Source organism: Kitasatospora sp. NPDC040550 (assembly GCF_055594965.1).
In genome coordinates, this window is the sequence record NZ_JBVIWC010000005.1 from 331,975 (window position 1) to 348,541 (window position 16,567).

Annotated in this window: 8 protein-coding genes; 4 read left to right on the top strand and 4 right to left on the bottom strand. The window is 74.0% G+C overall.

The window, feature by feature from the left end; all coding sequences use genetic code 11:
* Positions 1-6: 6 nt before the first annotated feature.
* The gene (locus ACZ58X_RS11060; RefSeq protein WP_470333360.1) at positions 7-1,269 is read right to left on the bottom strand and encodes a phenylacetate--CoA ligase family protein; all 1,263 of its coding nucleotides are present in this window, start codon (positions 1,267-1,269) and stop codon (positions 7-9) included.
* 754 nt (positions 1,270-2,023) lie between these two features.
* Between ACZ58X_RS11060 and ACZ58X_RS11065 the strand changes: the two genes are divergently transcribed.
* Positions 2,024-2,455 carry a hypothetical protein gene (locus tag ACZ58X_RS11065; RefSeq protein ID WP_470333361.1) on the top strand — a complete coding sequence of 144 codons (432 nt, stop codon included), beginning with the start codon at positions 2,024-2,026 and terminating at the stop codon, positions 2,453-2,455.
* 66 nt (positions 2,456-2,521) lie between these two features.
* Here ACZ58X_RS11065 and ACZ58X_RS11070 read toward each other — a convergent pair whose 3' ends face one another.
* Positions 2,522-2,782, bottom strand: a complete 261-nt coding sequence (locus ACZ58X_RS11070; RefSeq protein ID WP_470333362.1) for a hypothetical protein — start codon at positions 2,780-2,782, stop codon at positions 2,522-2,524.
* 163 nt (positions 2,783-2,945) lie between these two features.
* Positions 2,946-4,109 (bottom strand): alpha-hydroxy-acid oxidizing protein, encoded by a 1,164-nt coding sequence (locus ACZ58X_RS11075; protein WP_470333363.1) that lies wholly within the window; start codon positions 4,107-4,109, stop codon positions 2,946-2,948.
* Between the two features lie 247 nt (positions 4,110-4,356).
* Here ACZ58X_RS11075 and ACZ58X_RS11080 point away from each other — a divergent pair, with 247 nt between their 5' ends.
* Positions 4,357-5,193: a class I SAM-dependent methyltransferase gene (locus tag ACZ58X_RS11080; RefSeq protein WP_470333364.1), complete on the top strand. Its 837-nt coding sequence runs from the start codon at positions 4,357-4,359 to the stop codon at positions 5,191-5,193.
* A 69-nt stretch (positions 5,194-5,262) separates the two neighbouring features.
* Here ACZ58X_RS11080 and ACZ58X_RS11085 read toward each other — a convergent pair whose 3' ends face one another.
* Complete coding sequence (locus ACZ58X_RS11085) at positions 5,263-6,801, bottom strand: amino acid adenylation domain-containing protein (RefSeq protein WP_470333365.1); 1,539 nt, start codon at positions 6,799-6,801, stop codon at positions 5,263-5,265.
* Positions 6,802-7,193: 392 nt separating this feature from the next.
* Here ACZ58X_RS11085 and ACZ58X_RS11090 point away from each other — a divergent pair, with 392 nt between their 5' ends.
* Together ACZ58X_RS11090 and ACZ58X_RS11095 are read left to right on the top strand one after the other, a co-directional pair.
* A complete protein-coding gene (locus ACZ58X_RS11090) occupies positions 7,194-8,036 on the top strand; it encodes an aminotransferase class IV (protein ID WP_470333366.1) in 843 nt (280 codons plus the stop codon).
* A 161-nt stretch (positions 8,037-8,197) separates the two neighbouring features.
* On the top strand, positions 8,198-16,567 hold the full coding sequence (locus ACZ58X_RS11095; protein WP_470333367.1) for an amino acid adenylation domain-containing protein: 8,370 nt from the start codon (positions 8,198-8,200) through the stop codon (positions 16,565-16,567).

The window sequence follows — 16,567 nt, forward strand, 5'->3', positions numbered from 1 at the left end:
CCGCCGTCACGAGTGCGGCCGTTCGTCGAGGACGCGGATCAGCTTGCCGGTCCGCGGGTTGACGGCGAGTTCGTGCGGACGCACCCACGCGACGGACAACGGGTGGACGTGGCCGGCGGCGACCGCCTCCGGGTACAGCGGCCGCGCCGAGTGGAGGGCGGTTGTGACGGTGGCGGCCAGTTCGGGGAGCCCGGTGGGGTCCCCGTCGTAGGCCAGCCGCAGGACCAGCCCGTCCCGGCCCTCCCAGCGGCGTACCACCAGCTGCACGCCGATCACCCGGCCGGCCGGGTCGGCGGCCCGGACGAGGTCGAGCACGTCCTGGGTGTACAGCGACACCGGCCCGACCCGTACGCCCTCCTGGGCCCGGCCGAGGATGCGGAACCGGCCGGTGGCGAGGTCGGTCCACTCCGCGCGGTCCCCGACGGGGTAGCGCAGTACGGGCATCAGCCGTCGCCGCAGGTCGGTCACCACGACCCGGCCCGGTACGCCCTCCGATTCGATCGGCTCGCCGGTGTGGTCGTCGAGGATCTCCACCACCGTCTCCGGGGTGAACGCCCGGTGCACCCGGGTGTCCGGCCCCGGTACCGGGCGGCCGAGCAGCCCGGCGTCGACGGCGGCGTAGCCGATCGAGGAGACCCGGGCGTTGGGGAACACCTTGTGCAGCAGCGGCTGCTGGTCCTGGTACAGGCCCTCGCCGCCGAACAGCAGCAGCTCCACGGAGGGGAGTTCGCGACCGGAGGCCAGGAGGTGGTCGGCCAGTGCGCACAGCGTGGTCGGGGTGCCGGCCACCACCTCGACCCGGAACTGCTCCAGGGTCTGCGCGGTCGACTCCAGGGGCGCCGCCCCGCCGATCGGCAGCCGGACGTTGGAGACGGGCGAGCGGTGCAGCGAGTCGAGGATGAAGGTGTAACTGGCGTACAGGTCGCCCGCGTAGAAGAGGTCGGCGACCCGGTGCCCCGGGCGCAGCCCGGCGTCGACCAGTCCGGCACCGAAGGAGGTGGTGAACTCCCGCCACTCCTCCCGGCTGTAGAACGAGAACTTCGGCGAGCCGGTGGTGCCGCCGCTCTTGAAGACGACCGCCTCCTCCAGCGGCCCGGTCAGCAGCCGGTTGTCACGGGGCGTGTTGGCCTGCCAGAACTCGGTCTGCGGGACGACCGGGAGGTCGGTCAACCGCGCGGCCGAGTCGGGCAGACCGGCGTACAGCTCGGCGTAGAAGGGGGAGTTGTGGCGGGCGAAGCGTATGAGTTCCGCTATCGGTTGAACGGGCATCGATTCCTGCTTTTGGGCGTGCGAGGGCGGAGCGAGGTCGTGGGGTGCACGACGTCGCCCTGCGGGTCGGAGGCGATCTTTGAGCCGGCGGTCGGTGGAATTCGATTCCGGTGCGACGCGGCGGGCAACGGGTTCGGGAAACGGACCGAGCGTGCGCACTGAGGTTCAGCGGTGCGCGGATGGTTCGTCAGCTGATGCGACATCGGGGTCTGTGGGGTCACCCGCTCGCAGAAAGCAAGGCTATCACCAGGATATGCCTTCGGAACCCTGGTTGAGCCATGGTTGGATGGTACGGATACGACCTGAGGCTTCATTGCTGCCGTGTTGCGGCGGCATGACGTGCGGAGGGTGAGGTGGATCTCCCGGGAGTCGGATCGGGTGGGTGTCCCGCACCTCCGTCCGCCGGTATCTCCCATTCAGTTAGTTGAATTGATGACATTTCATGTTCGGGTCGCCTGATGACGGCTCAGATACCGGAATTGCCGCTCCGGATCCGCCACACGGGCGGCGTCGACCGGTTGTCCACTCGCGGCGGCTCTACTGTGAGCACGAACCGTGCCGCACGAACGACGGCGCGCTGCCGTCACCCGCAGTTCCGCGGTCACGCGGCGCCTGGTCGCCCTGGAGGTCCTCGCGGACGCCCGGCGCACCATGCCCGTCCTGCCCGGGCCCGTCGCTGGGCGCAGTTGGGCGCAGTTGGGCGCCTACGTCCACGCCCGGGGCGGCGACGGGATTCCGAGCGAAAGGTTGAGGCATGACTGAGCATCTCGACGGCACCGTGGCGGGCATGGTGCTTCCCGAGCCGCTTCGCCGGCTGACGGCCGGCGGCCGGGTGCGGCTGCCGTACGACGCGGAGCGGATCCGGGGGGTCTTCGCGGAGGAGGACGGCTACCTCTTCGAACTGCTCGACCCGGTGGCGATCGCTCGTCGGACGGTGAGCTTCCGGCAGGAGGAGGTCCGCGTCGGCGAGGAGGAGCGCGACCTGTGGATCGTGCCGGGAACGGGCATCGATCCGGAGCGGTCCCTGCTGATCGGCAGCCTCGGTGCCGACATGCCCATCGCGCTGGACTACCGGGTGGACCCCGCCGAGCCGAGGGTCCTCTACTGCGGCGACGGCGGTTGGGTGGTGGTCGCGGAGAACGCGGCCCGCTTCCTCCACCTCCTCGGGATCGGAGCGGCGCCGTGACCCGCCGGAACACGTGGCCGGGCGCCCGGTTCCCGCCCGGCTGGGCGGTCGGGGCAGGGGCGGGGCTCAGGGCGTGCGGGTGGCCAGGCCCTCGGCGACGGGGGTGAACAGCAGGCCCCAGTTGCCCGGGAGGGCGGCGATCGCGGCCATCGCGTCCGGGGTGTCGATGAGGGGCGAGACGACCAGGTCGCTGCGGTGGTCGAAGGCGAAGTAGTGGCGGCGGCCGTCGAGCGTGAGCGACTCGATCCCGGCGACGTGGCCGACCCGGCCGGGCAACGGCTCGTGGCGGGACGCGTGCGGGGAGAGGTGGGCGGCTCCGGTGTCCATGGGCAGACCGTAGCGGGAGCCGCCGACAACGCCGGGCGTCGTGCGCACCCCGCCCGCAGGGACGGGCCGCGCCTGGACCTCGCGAACCGGCCCCGGCGGCAGCCGCGTCCGGGCCCGGCCGAGCACGTCCGAGCCCGGCCGACCGGGCCCGGACGTCCCCGCCTCAGAGCCGTACCAGCGCCTCCGGGGTGAGGTCGGCCACCCTCGGGTAGCCGTCGACGGCCATGAGCAGGTCGGCCTCGGCGAGCAGGGAGCGCAGGACGTGGACGATGCCGTCGGTGCCCTCCAGCGCCAGCCCGTAGGCGTACGGGCGGCCGATGCCGACCGCCGTCGCGCCGAGGGCGAGCGCCTTGATCACGTCGGTGCCGGTGCGCACCCCGGAGTCGAACAGGACGGGCAGGCCGTCGGCGGCCGCCACGACGCCGGGCAGGGCGTCCAGTGCGGGCAGGCCGCCGTTGGCCTGCCGGCCCCCGTGGTTGGAGCAGTAGACGCCGTCGACCCCGCCGTCCCTGGCCCGGCGGACGTCCTCCGGGTGGCAGAGGCCCTTGAGGATGATCGGCAGGTCGGTGAGCGAGCGCAGCCAGGGCAGGTCGTCCCAGGTCAGCGGGTTGCCGAAGATCCGGATCCACTCCAGGACGGCCGCCCCCGGGTCCTCCTCCGGGGCCTTGGCGAGGCGGGCGCGGAAGACCGGGTCCGAGGTGTAGTTCGCGAGGCAGTGGCCGCGCAGCTGGGGGAAGTTGGAGGCGGCCAGGTCACGCGGGCGCCAGCCGGTGACCCAGGTGTCCAGGGTGACGACGATGCCCTTGAACCCAGCGGCCTCGGCGCGGTGGACCAGGCTCGCGGCGAGGTCGCGGTCGGTGGGGGTGTAGAGCTGGAAGAAGCCGGGGGTGTCGCCGAACTCGGCCGCGACCTGCTCCAGCGGGTCGACGGTGAGGGTGGAGGCGACCATCGGCACGCCGGTCCGGGCGGCCGCCCGGGCGGTGGCGAGATCCCCGTGGCCGTCCTGCGCGCACAGGCCGATCACCCCGACCGGCGCCAGGAACAGCGGCGACGGCAACCGCAGCCCGAACAGCTCCACGGACAGGTCCCGCTCCTTCGCGCCGACCAGCATCCGCGGGTAGAGCCCCCAGCGGTCGAAGGCGGCGACGTTTGCCCGCTGGGTGGACTCGTCCCCGGCTCCGCCGGCGACGTACGACACCACCGACGGCGGCAACGCGGCCTGCGCCCGCGCCTCCAGCTCCGCGAAGACCATCGGCATCGTCGGCAGCACGCCGCCGAGCCCGTTGAGGTAGATCTCGTTCTGGTAGTCACCGAAATGCTGCGCCATGGTGCGCGGGGCCTTCCTGCCGGTGTCGGGACGGCGGTCGCCGGGCGGCGCTCGTCGCGCTGCTGGAACTCGATCACGCCCCGCGATCCGTCTCGCGAAGGTACCCCGGCCGTACCGTCCGTGGGGCGAGTGGTGGTGGCGGGGCCCGGTGGAGGGGCGTGACGGCCCCATTCCCTTGAGCATGTCCATGCTCTAGCTTGTTGGTGGTGGTCGATCTCGCTAGTGATCCTTGGGGAGGATGGAAACCATGCGTCCCATCGCGAACAAGCACCACGCAGAGGCTTGGAACGGCGAGGAAGGCGCCCATCGGGCGCAGAACGCGGATCGGTACAACGCGATCGTGGAGGCCTTCAACGAGGAGCTGTTCCGGGGGGCCGCGATCGGCCCCGGGGACCGGGTGCTCGACGTGGGCTGCGGCACCGGTCAGGTCGCGCTGCTGGCCGCGCGGCAGGCGGCCGGGGGGCAGGTGCTCGGGGTGGACCTGTCGGTGGCGTCGCTGGAGCGGGCCCGCGCCGACGCTGCCGAACAGGGCGTCGGGAACGTCGAGTTCGAGGAGGGGGACGCGCAGGTCCACCCGTTCCCCGACGGCGGGTTCGACGTGGCGCTGAGCCGGGGCGGGTGCCTGTTCTTCTCGGACCCGGTGGCCGCGTTCGCCAACATCCGGTCCGGGCTGCGGGAGGGCGGCCGACTGGTGTTCATGGTCCCGCAGGCGGGGTCGGCCGACAGCCCCATCGCGCGGGCCACGTCGGCGCTCGTTCCGCTGATGCGGATCCCGGCGCCCACCGCCCAGGGCATGGACTCGCTGCTGGAACCGGACCGGATCCGCGAGGTGCTCGGCGGCGCCGGGTTCGACGGCGTGGAGATCGCGCCGGTCCGGGCGCTGATGAACTTCGGGCAGGACGCCGAGGACGCCGCCGAGTTCATCCTCAGCCAGGGCGGTGTGCGGATCAACCTCAAGGACGCGGACGACGAGGTCGTCGAGCAGACGCGGCAGGGGCTCAAGGACGGGCTGCTCGGCCACGAGACGCCGGAGGGCGTGCTGATCCCCGGGGACGTCTGGCTGGTCAGCGCCGTCCGCCCCTGAGGCCGGAGGCGGTGCGGAGGCTCCCGGACCCGACTGCGGGTCCGGGAGCCTCCGCCGTGGCCCGTACGGCTACCCGCGGGCCGACCGGGCCAGCAGGGCCTTCTCGTCGACCTTGCCGTTGAGGGTGAGCGGGAGTTCGGGCACGGGCACGTACACGGTCGGCACCATGTAGGCCGGGAGCGTGCGCGCGAGTGAGCTGCGGACGGTCTCCACGGGCACGGCCTCCTTGAGCACGAGGTGGGCGACCAGTCGCGGCGCCGGCGGGGCGGTGTCGAGCAGTACGTGGCAGTCGAGGACCCCGGGCAGGCCGCGGAGCGCGGTCTCCACCTCGCCCAACTCGATGCGGTAGCCGTTGAGTTTGGTCTGCCGGTCCAGCCGGCCGAGGTAGACCAGGTCGCCGGCGGCGGTGCGGAGGACCTCGTCGCCGGAGCGGTACCAGCGGCGGCCGGGTTCCAGGTCCTCCCGGAACCGGGCCGCGGTCATCGCGGGGTCGCCCAGGTAGCCGAGCGCCAGTCCGGCCCCGGAGACCAGCAGTTCACCGGGGGTGCCGTCCGGGACCGGCCGCAGCAGCTCGTCGACGACGCGGACCTCCAGGTCCGGGAGCGGCCGGCCGATGGTGCCGGGGCCGCCGGTCTCGGCGTCGCGCGGTGACAGCCTGGCGTGGGTCACGTGCACGGTGGTCTCGGTGATGCCGTACATGTTGATCAGCTCGACGGTGTCCCCGGCCAGGGCGTACCACGGGCGCAGCGCGCCGGGATCGAGCTTCTCCCCGCCGAAGACCACCCGGCGCAGCGCCAGCCGGCGCGTCTGCTCGGGGGTGAGGACGGTGCACAACTGCCGGAAGGCGGACGGGGTCTGGTTGAGGACGGTGACCGCCCGGTCGCCGAGGAACCGTGCGAAGTCGGCGGGGTCGCGTTTGGTCGCGGGCGGCACGATCTCCAGCCGGCCGCCGTGGAGCAGGGGGCCGAACAGCTCCCACACCGAGAAGTCGAAGGCCGGGGAGTGGAACAGGCACCAGACGTCGTCCGGACGGAAGTCCAGGTGCCGCGCGCAGGAGCGGAACAGCCGCAGCACGTTGTGGTGACTGACGACCACGCCCTTGGGGACGCCGGTCGAACCGGAGGTGAAGATGACGTAGGCGGGGGATTCCGGGTGCAGTTCCGCAGGGGTGAGCGGCGGACGGCCGTCGGCGGCGGCCATCGCCTCGGAGATCCGGACCGGCCGGACGCCGGGCAGCGCGGGCAGTCCGGGGAGCGCCTCGTCCTCCGCGAGGAGCGGCAGGGCGAGGAACTGGTCGAGGATCAGGCGCATGCGGTCCGGCGGGCCGGCGGGATCGACGGGGACGTAGGCCTTGCCGGCCCGGAGTACGGCCAGCACGGCAACGACCAGGTGGAGCCCCGGCCGGAGCGCCAGGCCGACGTACGGGCCGCGCGTCGTCCGCCGGAGGTGGGCGGCCAAGCCGCCGGACAGGGCGTCGAGTTCGGCGTAGGTCAGCTCCCGGTGGCCGTCGCGGACGGCGATGCGGTCGGGGTGGTCGGCGGCGGCGCGGCGGAAGGCGGTGTGGAGGGACGTCGGTGCGGTGCCTGGCTCTTCGGGTGCATCGGACAACGAGGACTCCTTCGGGAAGGCGGCCCGGTTCGTATTTCGGCGGTATTTCGACGTCTTTGCTGGTCAGCGAGCCCGTGGTGATTGTAGTTCGGGCCGGTGGCCGTCGTCCCGGGTTTGCTGTCGCGGGAAACGGTTCCGGTGGCCTCGGTGACTCCGGCAACAGCGGTGACCCGTGGGGTTCCTGACGGCTCCTGAGAGGGGGAGGGTTAGCCGGGTGTGCCGGGTGGTGGGGGATGTATCGGGATTGACTGACATGGTCATGAATGTTAATCTATTGAAGATCATGGAACTGGCGAGTCGTGAACCGCCCTTCTGGTCCGACCGTCGTACTTCATTTGGTATCGGATTTCCGGCACATGTCGAATCCTGAGCGAAAGTGGGGTCATGGGGTCATGAAGGTGTGGATCAACGGCGCGCTGTTCGATCCGGAAGAAGCTTCGGTATCGGTGTACGACCACGGCCTGATCGTGGGCGACGGCGTCTTCGAGACGGTCAGGGCCACGCACGGTCGACCCTTCGTCCTGACCCCCCACCTGCAACGCCTGGCGCGCTCCGCCGAGGGCCTCGGGCTGCCCGCCCCGGACCTGGACGCCGTCGAACGCGGCGTCAGGGACGTGCTCGCCGCGGCCCCCGCCTGGCCGGTCGGCTGGATCCGGATCACGCACACCAGCGGTGTCGGTCCGCTGGCCTCCAACCGCGGTGACCACGGGCCCACCACCGTGGTGGCGGTCGCCGAGGGATGGTCGTTCCCGTCCACCGCGGACGTGGCCGTGGTGCCGTGGCCCCGGTGCGAGAACGGTGCCCTCGTCGGCCTGAAGACCACGTCGTACGGCGAGAACGTCAAGGCCCTGGACCACGCGCGGCACCGCGGGGCCGGCGAGGCGGTCTTCGCCAACCTGGCCGGGAACCTCTGCGAGGGGACGGGCAGCAACGTCTTCGTCGTCATGGACGGGAGGTTGACGACCCCGCCGCTCTCGTCCGGATGCCTGGCCGGAATCACCAGGGAACTCGTCCTGGAATGGTGCGGCGGCGAGGAGACCGACCTGCCGATCGAGCAGTTCGGGAATTGCGAGGAGGCGTTCCTGACCTCCACCACGAGGGACGTCCAGCCGATTCGACTGGTGGACGGAAAAGCGCTCCCGGCGGCCCCCGGACCGGTCACCGAACGGGTGCGGGAAACCTTCGCCGAACGCGGCGCGAAGCTGCTGGAATCCTCGGAGGACTTCTCCGTCTGACGGTCCGGTGCACCCCCGGGAAACGGCGTTCCGACCCGCCGCCGACCCGGGTGACATTCGCGCGCAGAAAAACCCGCCACGGCGTTCCGGCAGAACTCGCCGCGAACTCCGTCGGCGGGCCCGTTCCTTCGTCAGCGCCGGAGCTCGGCCGAGGAGAGAGAATGCGACTGCCTGGCCGTGGAACGAGTCACCCGTTCTTCGTGGATGCCGTCCTCGCACACGCCCGCCTGGACCCCGACCGGACCGCCGTGGAGTCCGACGGGGGCCGGCTGACCCACCGGGAGCTGGCGGTCCGGAGCGGGGAACTGGCCGCCGCGCTGCGCGGCGCGGGCGTCGCCCCGGGCGACCGGGTCGCCATGATCGTCGGCCGCGGGGTGGAGATCGCGGTGGCGCTCCTGGCGACGCTGCGGGTCGGTGCGGTCTACGTGCCGATCGACGTCTCGTGGCCGGACAACCGGATCCGCGCGATCCTGGCGGACGCCCGGGCCTCGGCCGTCGTCTGCGACGGGGAGAACGGGCGGCGGGACTGCTTCCCCTCCGGTCAACCGCTGGTCGGCGTCGACGACCGGGGCGCCGACGGGGCACCGGACTTCGCGCCGGCCGGCTCCCACCCGGCGTACATGATCTACACCTCCGGGAGCACCGGCCGCCCGAAGGGCGTCGTGGTGCCGCACGGGGCGCTGGCCGCCCGCCTGGCGGCCTTCGAGCACGTCTTCCGGCTGAGCGGGCGGGACCGCTTCCTCGCCCAGTCCTCGGTGGCGTTCGACGCGAGCATCCTCGACCTGTTCCTGCCGCTGGCCCTCGGCTGCCGGACCTTCGTCGCCTCCGACGCCCAGCGCCGCGACCCGGACGAGGTGCGGGCCCTCCTGGAGTCCCGCGCGCTGAACGCCACCTTCGCCACGCCGACCCAGTGGCGCTCCCTCCTCCTGGTGGGCTGGCAGGGCGGCCCCGACATGCGGATGCTGTCCAGCGGCGAGGCCATGCCGCCCTCGCTCATGGAGCAACTCGCCCAGCGCGGAACGGTGTTCAACGCCTACGGGCCCACCGAGGCGACGGTCGTCGTGTCGGTGGCCGACCTGCGCGCCGGGGACGCCGTGCACCTGGGCACGCCGCTCCCGGAGGTGGAGCTGACCATCGAGGACGAGGACGGGACGCCCATCACCGAGCCCGGACGGGCCGGCGAGCTCTACATCGGCGGCCCGCACCTGGCGACCGGGTACTGGGACAACCCGGAACTGACGGCGGAGAAGTTCGCCGGCGGCCGGTACCGGACCGGCGACCTCGCGTCCTGGAACGCCGACGGCTGCCTGCTGTACCACGGCCGGGTCGACGACCAGGTGAAGGTGCACGGCCACCGGATCGAGCTCGGGGAGATCGAGGAGGCCGCGCGCTCGCTCGGGCTCGTCGACGAGATCAAGGTCGTGGTGGACGACGGGGACCCGGTACGGCTGGCGGCGTTCTACACCCCGGCGGGACGGACCCCGGCCGAGGTCCGGGCCGCGCTGGCCGCCGAACTCCCGGGGTACATGGTGCCCGCGCTGTGGACCGAGGTGGCGGCCCTGCCGCAGGGCACGACCGGAAAGGTGGACCGCCGGGCCCTGTTGGCACTCCTCGACCGGCGGACGGCCGACGCGTCCGCGGCCGGAACCGCGGCCGGAACCGGGGCCGGAACCGGGGCCGGAACCGGGGCCGGAACCGGGGACGGCGCCACGGACCGGACGCCCGGCGTGACCGGTGACGGGCCGGCCGCGGTCGAGGCGGCGCTGCTGGACATCTGGCGGGACGTCCTGGACGAACCCGACCTGACCGCGGAGAGCGACTTCTTCGCCAGCGGCGGCAACTCGGTGCTCGCCGTCCGCACCGTGAGCCGGGCGCGGGCAGCCGGCATCTCCTACCGGATGTCGGCACTGTTCGCGAACCCGACCGTCCGGGAGCTGGTGACGACCGGCCTGGCGCTGCCCGGGGCCGCGCCGGGGGACGGCGGGGCGCCGACCGGGGCCCCGGAACGCTTCGCCCAGCTGCCGAACGCCGAACAGCTGCTGCGCGGCGGCGGGTTGGACGTCGCGCAGGTGCAGGACGCGTACCCGCTCAGCTCCGTCCAGGAGGGCATGCTGGTGCGGTCGCTCACCGCGCCGGAGAGCGGGGACTACCTGATCCGCATCCTGTGCGACCTGCGCGGGGAGTTGGACCAGGAGGCCTTCCGCCGGGCGTGGGAGGAGGAGGTCGCGAGCCAGGACCTGTTGCGGTCCGTCTTCGCGTGGCACGGTCCGTTCCCGTTCCAGGCCGTACTCGCCGGGCCCGGGCTGCGCTGGGAGGCCCACGACTGGCGGGAGTCGGGGCGGCGGGCCGCCGAGGAGGCCTACCAGGAGCTGAGTTCGGCCCGCTTCGAGGAGGGGCTGGAGTTCGACGGGGCACCGCCCCTGCGACTCGACCTGATCGACTTCGGCGGCGGGGCCGCCCGGCTCCTGCTCACCTTCCACCACCTGCTCCTCGACGGCCTGAGCATCCCGCTGCTGCTCCGGCGGGTCCTGCGCCGGTACGACGGCGACCCGGCCGTCGCGGGGGAGCCGGTCCTGCGGTTCGGCGCGTACGTGTCCTGGGCCCGCCGCCCCGCAGGAGAGCCGGCGCAGGCGTTCTGGCGGGACCACCTGGGCGGGAACGGCGGGGAACCGGGCGCGTCGCTGCTGGCCGACCTGCCGGACGGCGGTGCCGACAGCGGCCACGGCCACGGGACCGACGGTGCGCACCGGTCGACCGCCCTGCACCTGGACCCGGACCGCTGGTCCGCCGTCGTCCGGCGCTGCCGCCGGGCCGGGATCACGCCGAGCAGCCTCGTGCAGGCCGTCTGGTGCCGGGTGGCCCAGGCCTACACCCAGGCCGACCGGGTCGTCCACGGCCTGACCCAGGGCGGGCGCGGCCTCCAGCCGGCCGGGGCGCAGGAGGCGGTGGGCACCTTCGTGGTCACCGTGCCGGTCGCGGTCGTCCCGGGCGCCCACGGCTCCCTGACCGAGGTCGCCCGCTTCGTACAGGAGGCCAACGCCCGGACGGCGGAGCTGGACCACGTTCCGCTCAAGGACCTCCAGCGGATGGCGGGGGCGGGCCCGGACCGCCTGCTCTTCGACTGCCTGCTCTCCTTCGACCGGGAATGGACCCCGCTCACCGTCGGGCGGCTGTCGGTGGTCGCCAGCGAGACGCTGGAGACGACCGAGTACCCGGTCACCGTCAACGTGCTGGAGGGCCGGGACGGCGGCTGCGAGGTGCTCTTCACCTTCGCGCGCGGCGCCGTCAGCGCCTTCCGGGCGGAGGGGGTGAGCGGACTCTTCGAGCGCCTGATCGGGCTGTGGGCGGACGGTGGTTCCGACCTCCTCCCGGAGCTGCCCGGTGTGCCGGTCCGCGACGCGGAACAGCCCCCCGGGAACGCGCGGTTGTACGTGCTGGACCGGCAGCTGGCGCCTGTGCCGCACGGTGCTCCGGGCGAGCTGTGCCTGGCCGGGCTCGTACCGGCGGGCCAGGAGGCGGCGGGGACGGCGGCGGCGGGCCAGGAGTCGGCGGGCCACGACCCGGCGGGGCAGCTCGTGCAGGCGCCGTGGGCCGAGGGGCCGTGGCTGCTGCGCACCGGGCAACGGGCCCGGCTGCGCCCCGACGGGACGGTCGAGCACCTCGGCGCGCTCGACGCCCGGGCGCCCTCCGAGCAGGAACCCGAGGCAACCGCCACCGCCACCGCCACCGCCGCCGATCCCGCGACCGGCACCGAACCGCCCGCCCCCGCCGACGCCCGCCCCCGGACCGAGGCCGAGCACGCGATGGCCCGGATCTGGCGCGACGTCCTCCGGGCGGAGGCCGTCGGACGCGACGACAGCTTCTTCGCCCTCGGCGGCGACTCCATCCTCAGCCTCCAGGTGCTGGCGCTGGCCCGCGAGGCCGGCTGGACGGTGGAACTGCGCGACCTGCTCCGCACGCCCAGGCTGCGCGACTTCGCGGCCACCGCCGGCCGGACGACCACCGGAGCCGGCGGCCCTGCCCCCGCCGGTGGGCCGAGCCCGGCCGAGCACGCCCGCCGCACCGGCTTCGACCTGCTGACGGAGGCCGACCGGAGCGCCCTCCCGGACGGGATCGAGAACGCGTTCCCGCTGACCGCCCTCCAGTCCGGCATGGTCTACCACACCCAGCTCGACCGGACCGGCGCGATGTACTGGGACGCCTTCGTCTACCGGATCGAGGGCCGCTTCGCGACGGAGGCGTTCCGTGCCGCGCTCGCCGGGCTGGTCGACCGTCACCCGCTCCTCCGGGCCCGCTTCGAGCTGGCCGCCTTCCGGGAGCCGCTGCAACTGGTCGAGCGGTCCGTCGAGCCCGCGCTGACGGTGGCGGACTGGCGAGCGGTGCCGTCCGCCGTGCAGCGGCAGCGCCTGACGGACTGGCGGGACGACCTCTCGGTGCCCTTCGACGCCCAGCGGGCGCCGCTGTTCACCGTGGACGTCATGCTCCTGGACGACGACCGGTTCGCCGTCGGGCTGCGGCTGTACCACGCGATCGCCGACGGCTGGAGTCTGGCGTCGATGGTCACCGAGCTGCTGCTCGACTACCAGTGGCGGCTCACCGGGGAGGGCGGCCCCGTCGCGGCGCCCAGGGCCGGCTACGCCGAGTTCGTCGCGCTGGAACGCGCCGCGGCGGCCGACCCGGAGCAGCGGGCGTTCTGGTCCTCCTACCTGGGCGACGCCGAGACGGTACGGCTGCCGACCCGCCGCCCGCTGCGGGACGCCGACCGCCTCGGCACCCGGGAGCTGCGCAGGTACGCGCTGCCCCGGGAGCTGGTGGGCGCGCTGGACGCGCTCGCCGCGGAGCTGGACGTGCCGGTCCGGCAGCTCTTCCTGGCGGCCCACTTCCGGGTGCTGTCGATGATCTGCGGGCAGACGGACGTGGTCTCGGGGGTCGTCATGAACGGCCGTCCGGAGACCCTGGACGCGGACCGGGTGGTCGGCCTGTTCCTCAACGCCGTCCCGCTGCGGCTCGACCTGCGCGGCGGCCGGTGGCGGGACCTGGTGCGCGCGGTCGCGGACACCGAGCTCGCGGTCGTGCCGCACCGCCGCTACCCCGTCTCGGAGATCAAGCGGCACTGCGTCTCGGGCGGCCTGTTCGACGTCGCGTTCAACTACGTGGACTTCCACGTCTACACCCGGGCCGCCGAGCGGCTGCGGGCGGTGCGGATCCGCGGGATGGAGCACCGCGACGTGATGAACTTCGCGCTCTGCGCGACCTTCTACCGCGGGTGGCCGTACGACAGCGAACTCACCCTCGCCCACGACCCGGACTGCTTCACCGCCGAGCAGGTCGACGAGTTCGGCCGCTACTACCTGGCGGCGCTGACGGCCATGGCCCGCTCCGGCGACGCCCCGTACCAGGCGCCCCTGCTGGACGCCGCCGAACGGGACGGCCTCGCGCTGGCCGGCCCGCCGCCGGCCGACCGGGCCCCGCTGCTCGACCGGGTGTGGGAGCACGCGGCCCGCACCCCGGACGCCCCGGCGGTCACGGACGGCACGCGCACCCTCGGCTACCGGGAGCTGGCCGAACTGACCACGGCCGTCGCGGCCGCCCTGCGGGAGGCGGGCGCGGGCCCCGGCGACGTGGTCGGGGTGAAGGTGCGCCGGGACGCCCGGCTGCCCGCGGCCCTGCTGGGCGTCATGGCGGCCGGAGCCGCCTACCTCCCGCTCGACGGGCGGGCACCGGCCGACCGTGAACGCTTCCTGCTCGACGACGGCGGGGCCGCCCTGGTGCTCTGCGACGCGGACACCCGCGGCACGCTGCCCGCGGGCACCCGCACGCTGGACCTGGACGGGATCGCGCCCGCGCGCTCCCCGTGGCCGGTACCCGCCCCGACCCCCGACCCGGAGTCGGCCGCCTACCTGATCCACACCTCCGGCTCCACCGGGCGGCCCAAGGGCGTCCTGGTCCGGCACCGCAACCTGGACAACCTGCTGGCCGGGATGGCCGCGAGCCCCGGCCTCGGGGCCGCCGACCGGCTGCTCGCCACCACCGCCGTCGGCTTCGACATCGCGGCCCTGGAGCTGTTCCTGCCGCTGCGCCAGGGCGCCCAGGTGGTGGTCGCCCCGGAGGCCGTCACGCGGGACCCGGTGGCCCTGGCCGATCGGCTGGAGGCGCACGACATCACCGTCATGCAGGCGACCCCGTCCCAGTGGTCCCAACTTCTGGACGCGGGCTGGCGCGGGAAGGCCGACCTCAGGGCCCTGTGCGGCGGTGAGCAGCTGCCCGCCCCGCTCGTGGCACCGCTGCGGGCCGCCTGCCGCGAACTGTGGAACATGTACGGCCCCACCGAGACGACCGTCTGGTCGTCCTGCGCCCGGGTCGAGCCGGGCGAGCCGGTCCGGCTCGGCACCCCCACCGCCGACACCCGGATGTACGTGCTGGACGCCCACCTGGCGCCCGTACCGCGCGGTGTGGCCGGGGAGTTGTGCATCGCCGGCGGCGGGGTGGCGGCCGGCTACCGCAACCGGCCCGACCTGACCGCCGAGCGCTTCGTCCGCGACCCCGCCGACGGCGGCCCGATGTACCGGACCGGCGACCTCGCCCGGATCGACGAGCACGGCCGGATCGAGTACCTCGGGCGCCTCGACCACCAGGTCAAGGTCCGCGGGCACCGGATCGAACTCGGCGAGGTCGAGAACCTCCTCGAACGGCACCCGGACGTCGGCAAGGGGATCGCCGCGCTGCACCGTCACCCCGAGCGCGGCGGGGAACTCGTCGGCTACGTCACGCTCGCCGCCGGTGCGCTCGCCCGGCGCTCGGCCGAACTGCACCGCGCCCAGGTGGCCCACTGGGAGGACGTCTGGTCCTCGGTCTACTCCGGCACCGACGACGGCGCCGACGGCGGCCCCGGCACCGACGGCGGCCCCGACGCCGCCGCCGGGGCCGACACCGGCCCCGACGCCGCCGCCGGGGCCGACACCGGCCGGGCCGCCGCCGGACTGCTCAACCTGGCCGGGTGGAACAGCAGTTACACCGGCGGGCCGATGCCGGACGGCGAGATGCTGGAATGGATCGACGGCACGGTCGAGCGGATCCGGTCGCTGGGCGCCCGACGGATCCTGGAGATCGGCTGCGGCACCGGCCTCCTGCTGGGGCGCCTGGCCCCGCACTGCGACCGCTACGTGGGGACCGACGTGTCCGCCGCGGCCCTCGACCGGGTCCGCGCGGCGGTGCTGACCGCCCCCGAACTGGCGGGCTGCGACGTGCGGTTGGTGCGGGCCCCGGCCGACGACCTGAGCCGGCTCGGCGACGAGCGCTTCGACCTGGTGGTGCTCAACTCGGTCGTCCAGTACTTCCCCAGCCGCGCCTACCTCGACCAGGTGCTCGCCGGGGCCGTCGCGGTGCTCGACGGGTCGGGCCGGGTGCTGGTCGGTGACGTACGACACCTCGACCTGGCCGCCGCGATGTACCTGTCGGTCGCCGACCACCGGGGCACCCTGGCCGGCTCGACGGTCGACGAGGTGGTGGCGCACGGACGGTCACAGGAGAAGGAACTTCTGCTCGCCCCGGGCTACTTCACCGACCTGGCGGAGCTCGGCGTCACCCGGGCCGAGGTCCTGCTGCGCCGGGGGGCCGTCCACAACGAGCTGACCCGCTTCCGCTACGACGCCGTGCTGCACGTCGGCGGGACCGCCCCGACCGTCGAGGTCGACTGGATCGACCGGATCGACCGGATCGACCGGAGCGGCGGTGGCGCCGGCCCGCTCGAACTCGCCCAGCTGGAGCGCCACTTCGGCACCGGCGCACCGTTCGGCCTGCGCCGGGTCGCCAACGCGCGGCTGGCCCGGGAGCGGGTCCTCCTCGGTGGCGGGGCCGACGGCGCCGGGCTGCCGGAGGCGGACGTCGAGGTGCTGAGCGCCCTCGCGGAGCGGTACGGCTACCGCGCCCACGCCAGTTGGGCCGCCGAGTACCCGCTCGGCGCGTTCGACGTGGCCTTCGTCCCGCGCACCCTGGCGGGCGTGCCCGACCTCCCGGCGGCGCCGCGCCGCGACCGTACGACCAACACCCCGCTGCTGGCGGAGCTGGAGCGCGGCCTGGCCGGTGAGCTGCGCGGGGCGCTGGCCGCCGAGCTGCCCGAGGCGGCGGTGCCGACCCAGCTGGTGCTGCTGGAGGCGCTGCCGCTCACCCCCAACGGCAAGGTCGACCGCGGGCGGCTGCCCGACCCCCGAACGGCGCCGGCCGGCGACGCGTACGTGGCGCCGCGCAACGACGCCGAACGGCGGCTGTGCGAGCTCTGGGCCGACCTGCTCGGGGTGGAACGGGTCGGCGTGCACGACGACTTCGTGCGGCTGGGCGGCCACTCCCTGCTGGCCACCCAGCTGATCACCCGGGTCAACCGGGCCTTCGCCCGGGACCTGCTGCTGCGCGACCTGTTCGCCACCGCCACCGTGGCCGGGCTCGCCGCGGAGATCGAACGGCGCGAACCGCCCGCCGGTGACCGGGCGGCCGAACGCCCCCGGATCCAGCGCCGACGGCGGGCTGCCCGATGA

What these genes read in the sequence shown, in the direction of transcription:
- ACZ58X_RS11060 (WP_470333360.1), bottom strand. Translation starts at nt 1,269, where the DNA reads ATGCCCGTTCAACCGATAGCGGAACTCATACGCTTCGCCCGCCACAAC.
- ACZ58X_RS11065 (WP_470333361.1), top strand. Translation starts at nt 2,024, where the DNA reads ATGACTGAGCATCTCGACGGCACCGTGGCGGGCATGGTGCTTCCCGAG.
- ACZ58X_RS11070 (WP_470333362.1), bottom strand. Translation starts at nt 2,782, where the DNA reads ATGGACACCGGAGCCGCCCACCTCTCCCCGCACGCGTCCCGCCACGAG.
- ACZ58X_RS11075 (WP_470333363.1), bottom strand. Translation starts at nt 4,109, where the DNA reads ATGGCGCAGCATTTCGGTGACTACCAGAACGAGATCTACCTCAACGGG.
- ACZ58X_RS11080 (WP_470333364.1), top strand. Translation starts at nt 4,357, where the DNA reads ATGCGTCCCATCGCGAACAAGCACCACGCAGAGGCTTGGAACGGCGAG.
- ACZ58X_RS11090 (WP_470333366.1), top strand. Translation starts at nt 7,194, where the DNA reads ATGAAGGTGTGGATCAACGGCGCGCTGTTCGATCCGGAAGAAGCTTCG.
- ACZ58X_RS11095 (WP_470333367.1), top strand. Translation starts at nt 8,198, where the DNA reads ATGCGACTGCCTGGCCGTGGAACGAGTCACCCGTTCTTCGTGGATGCC.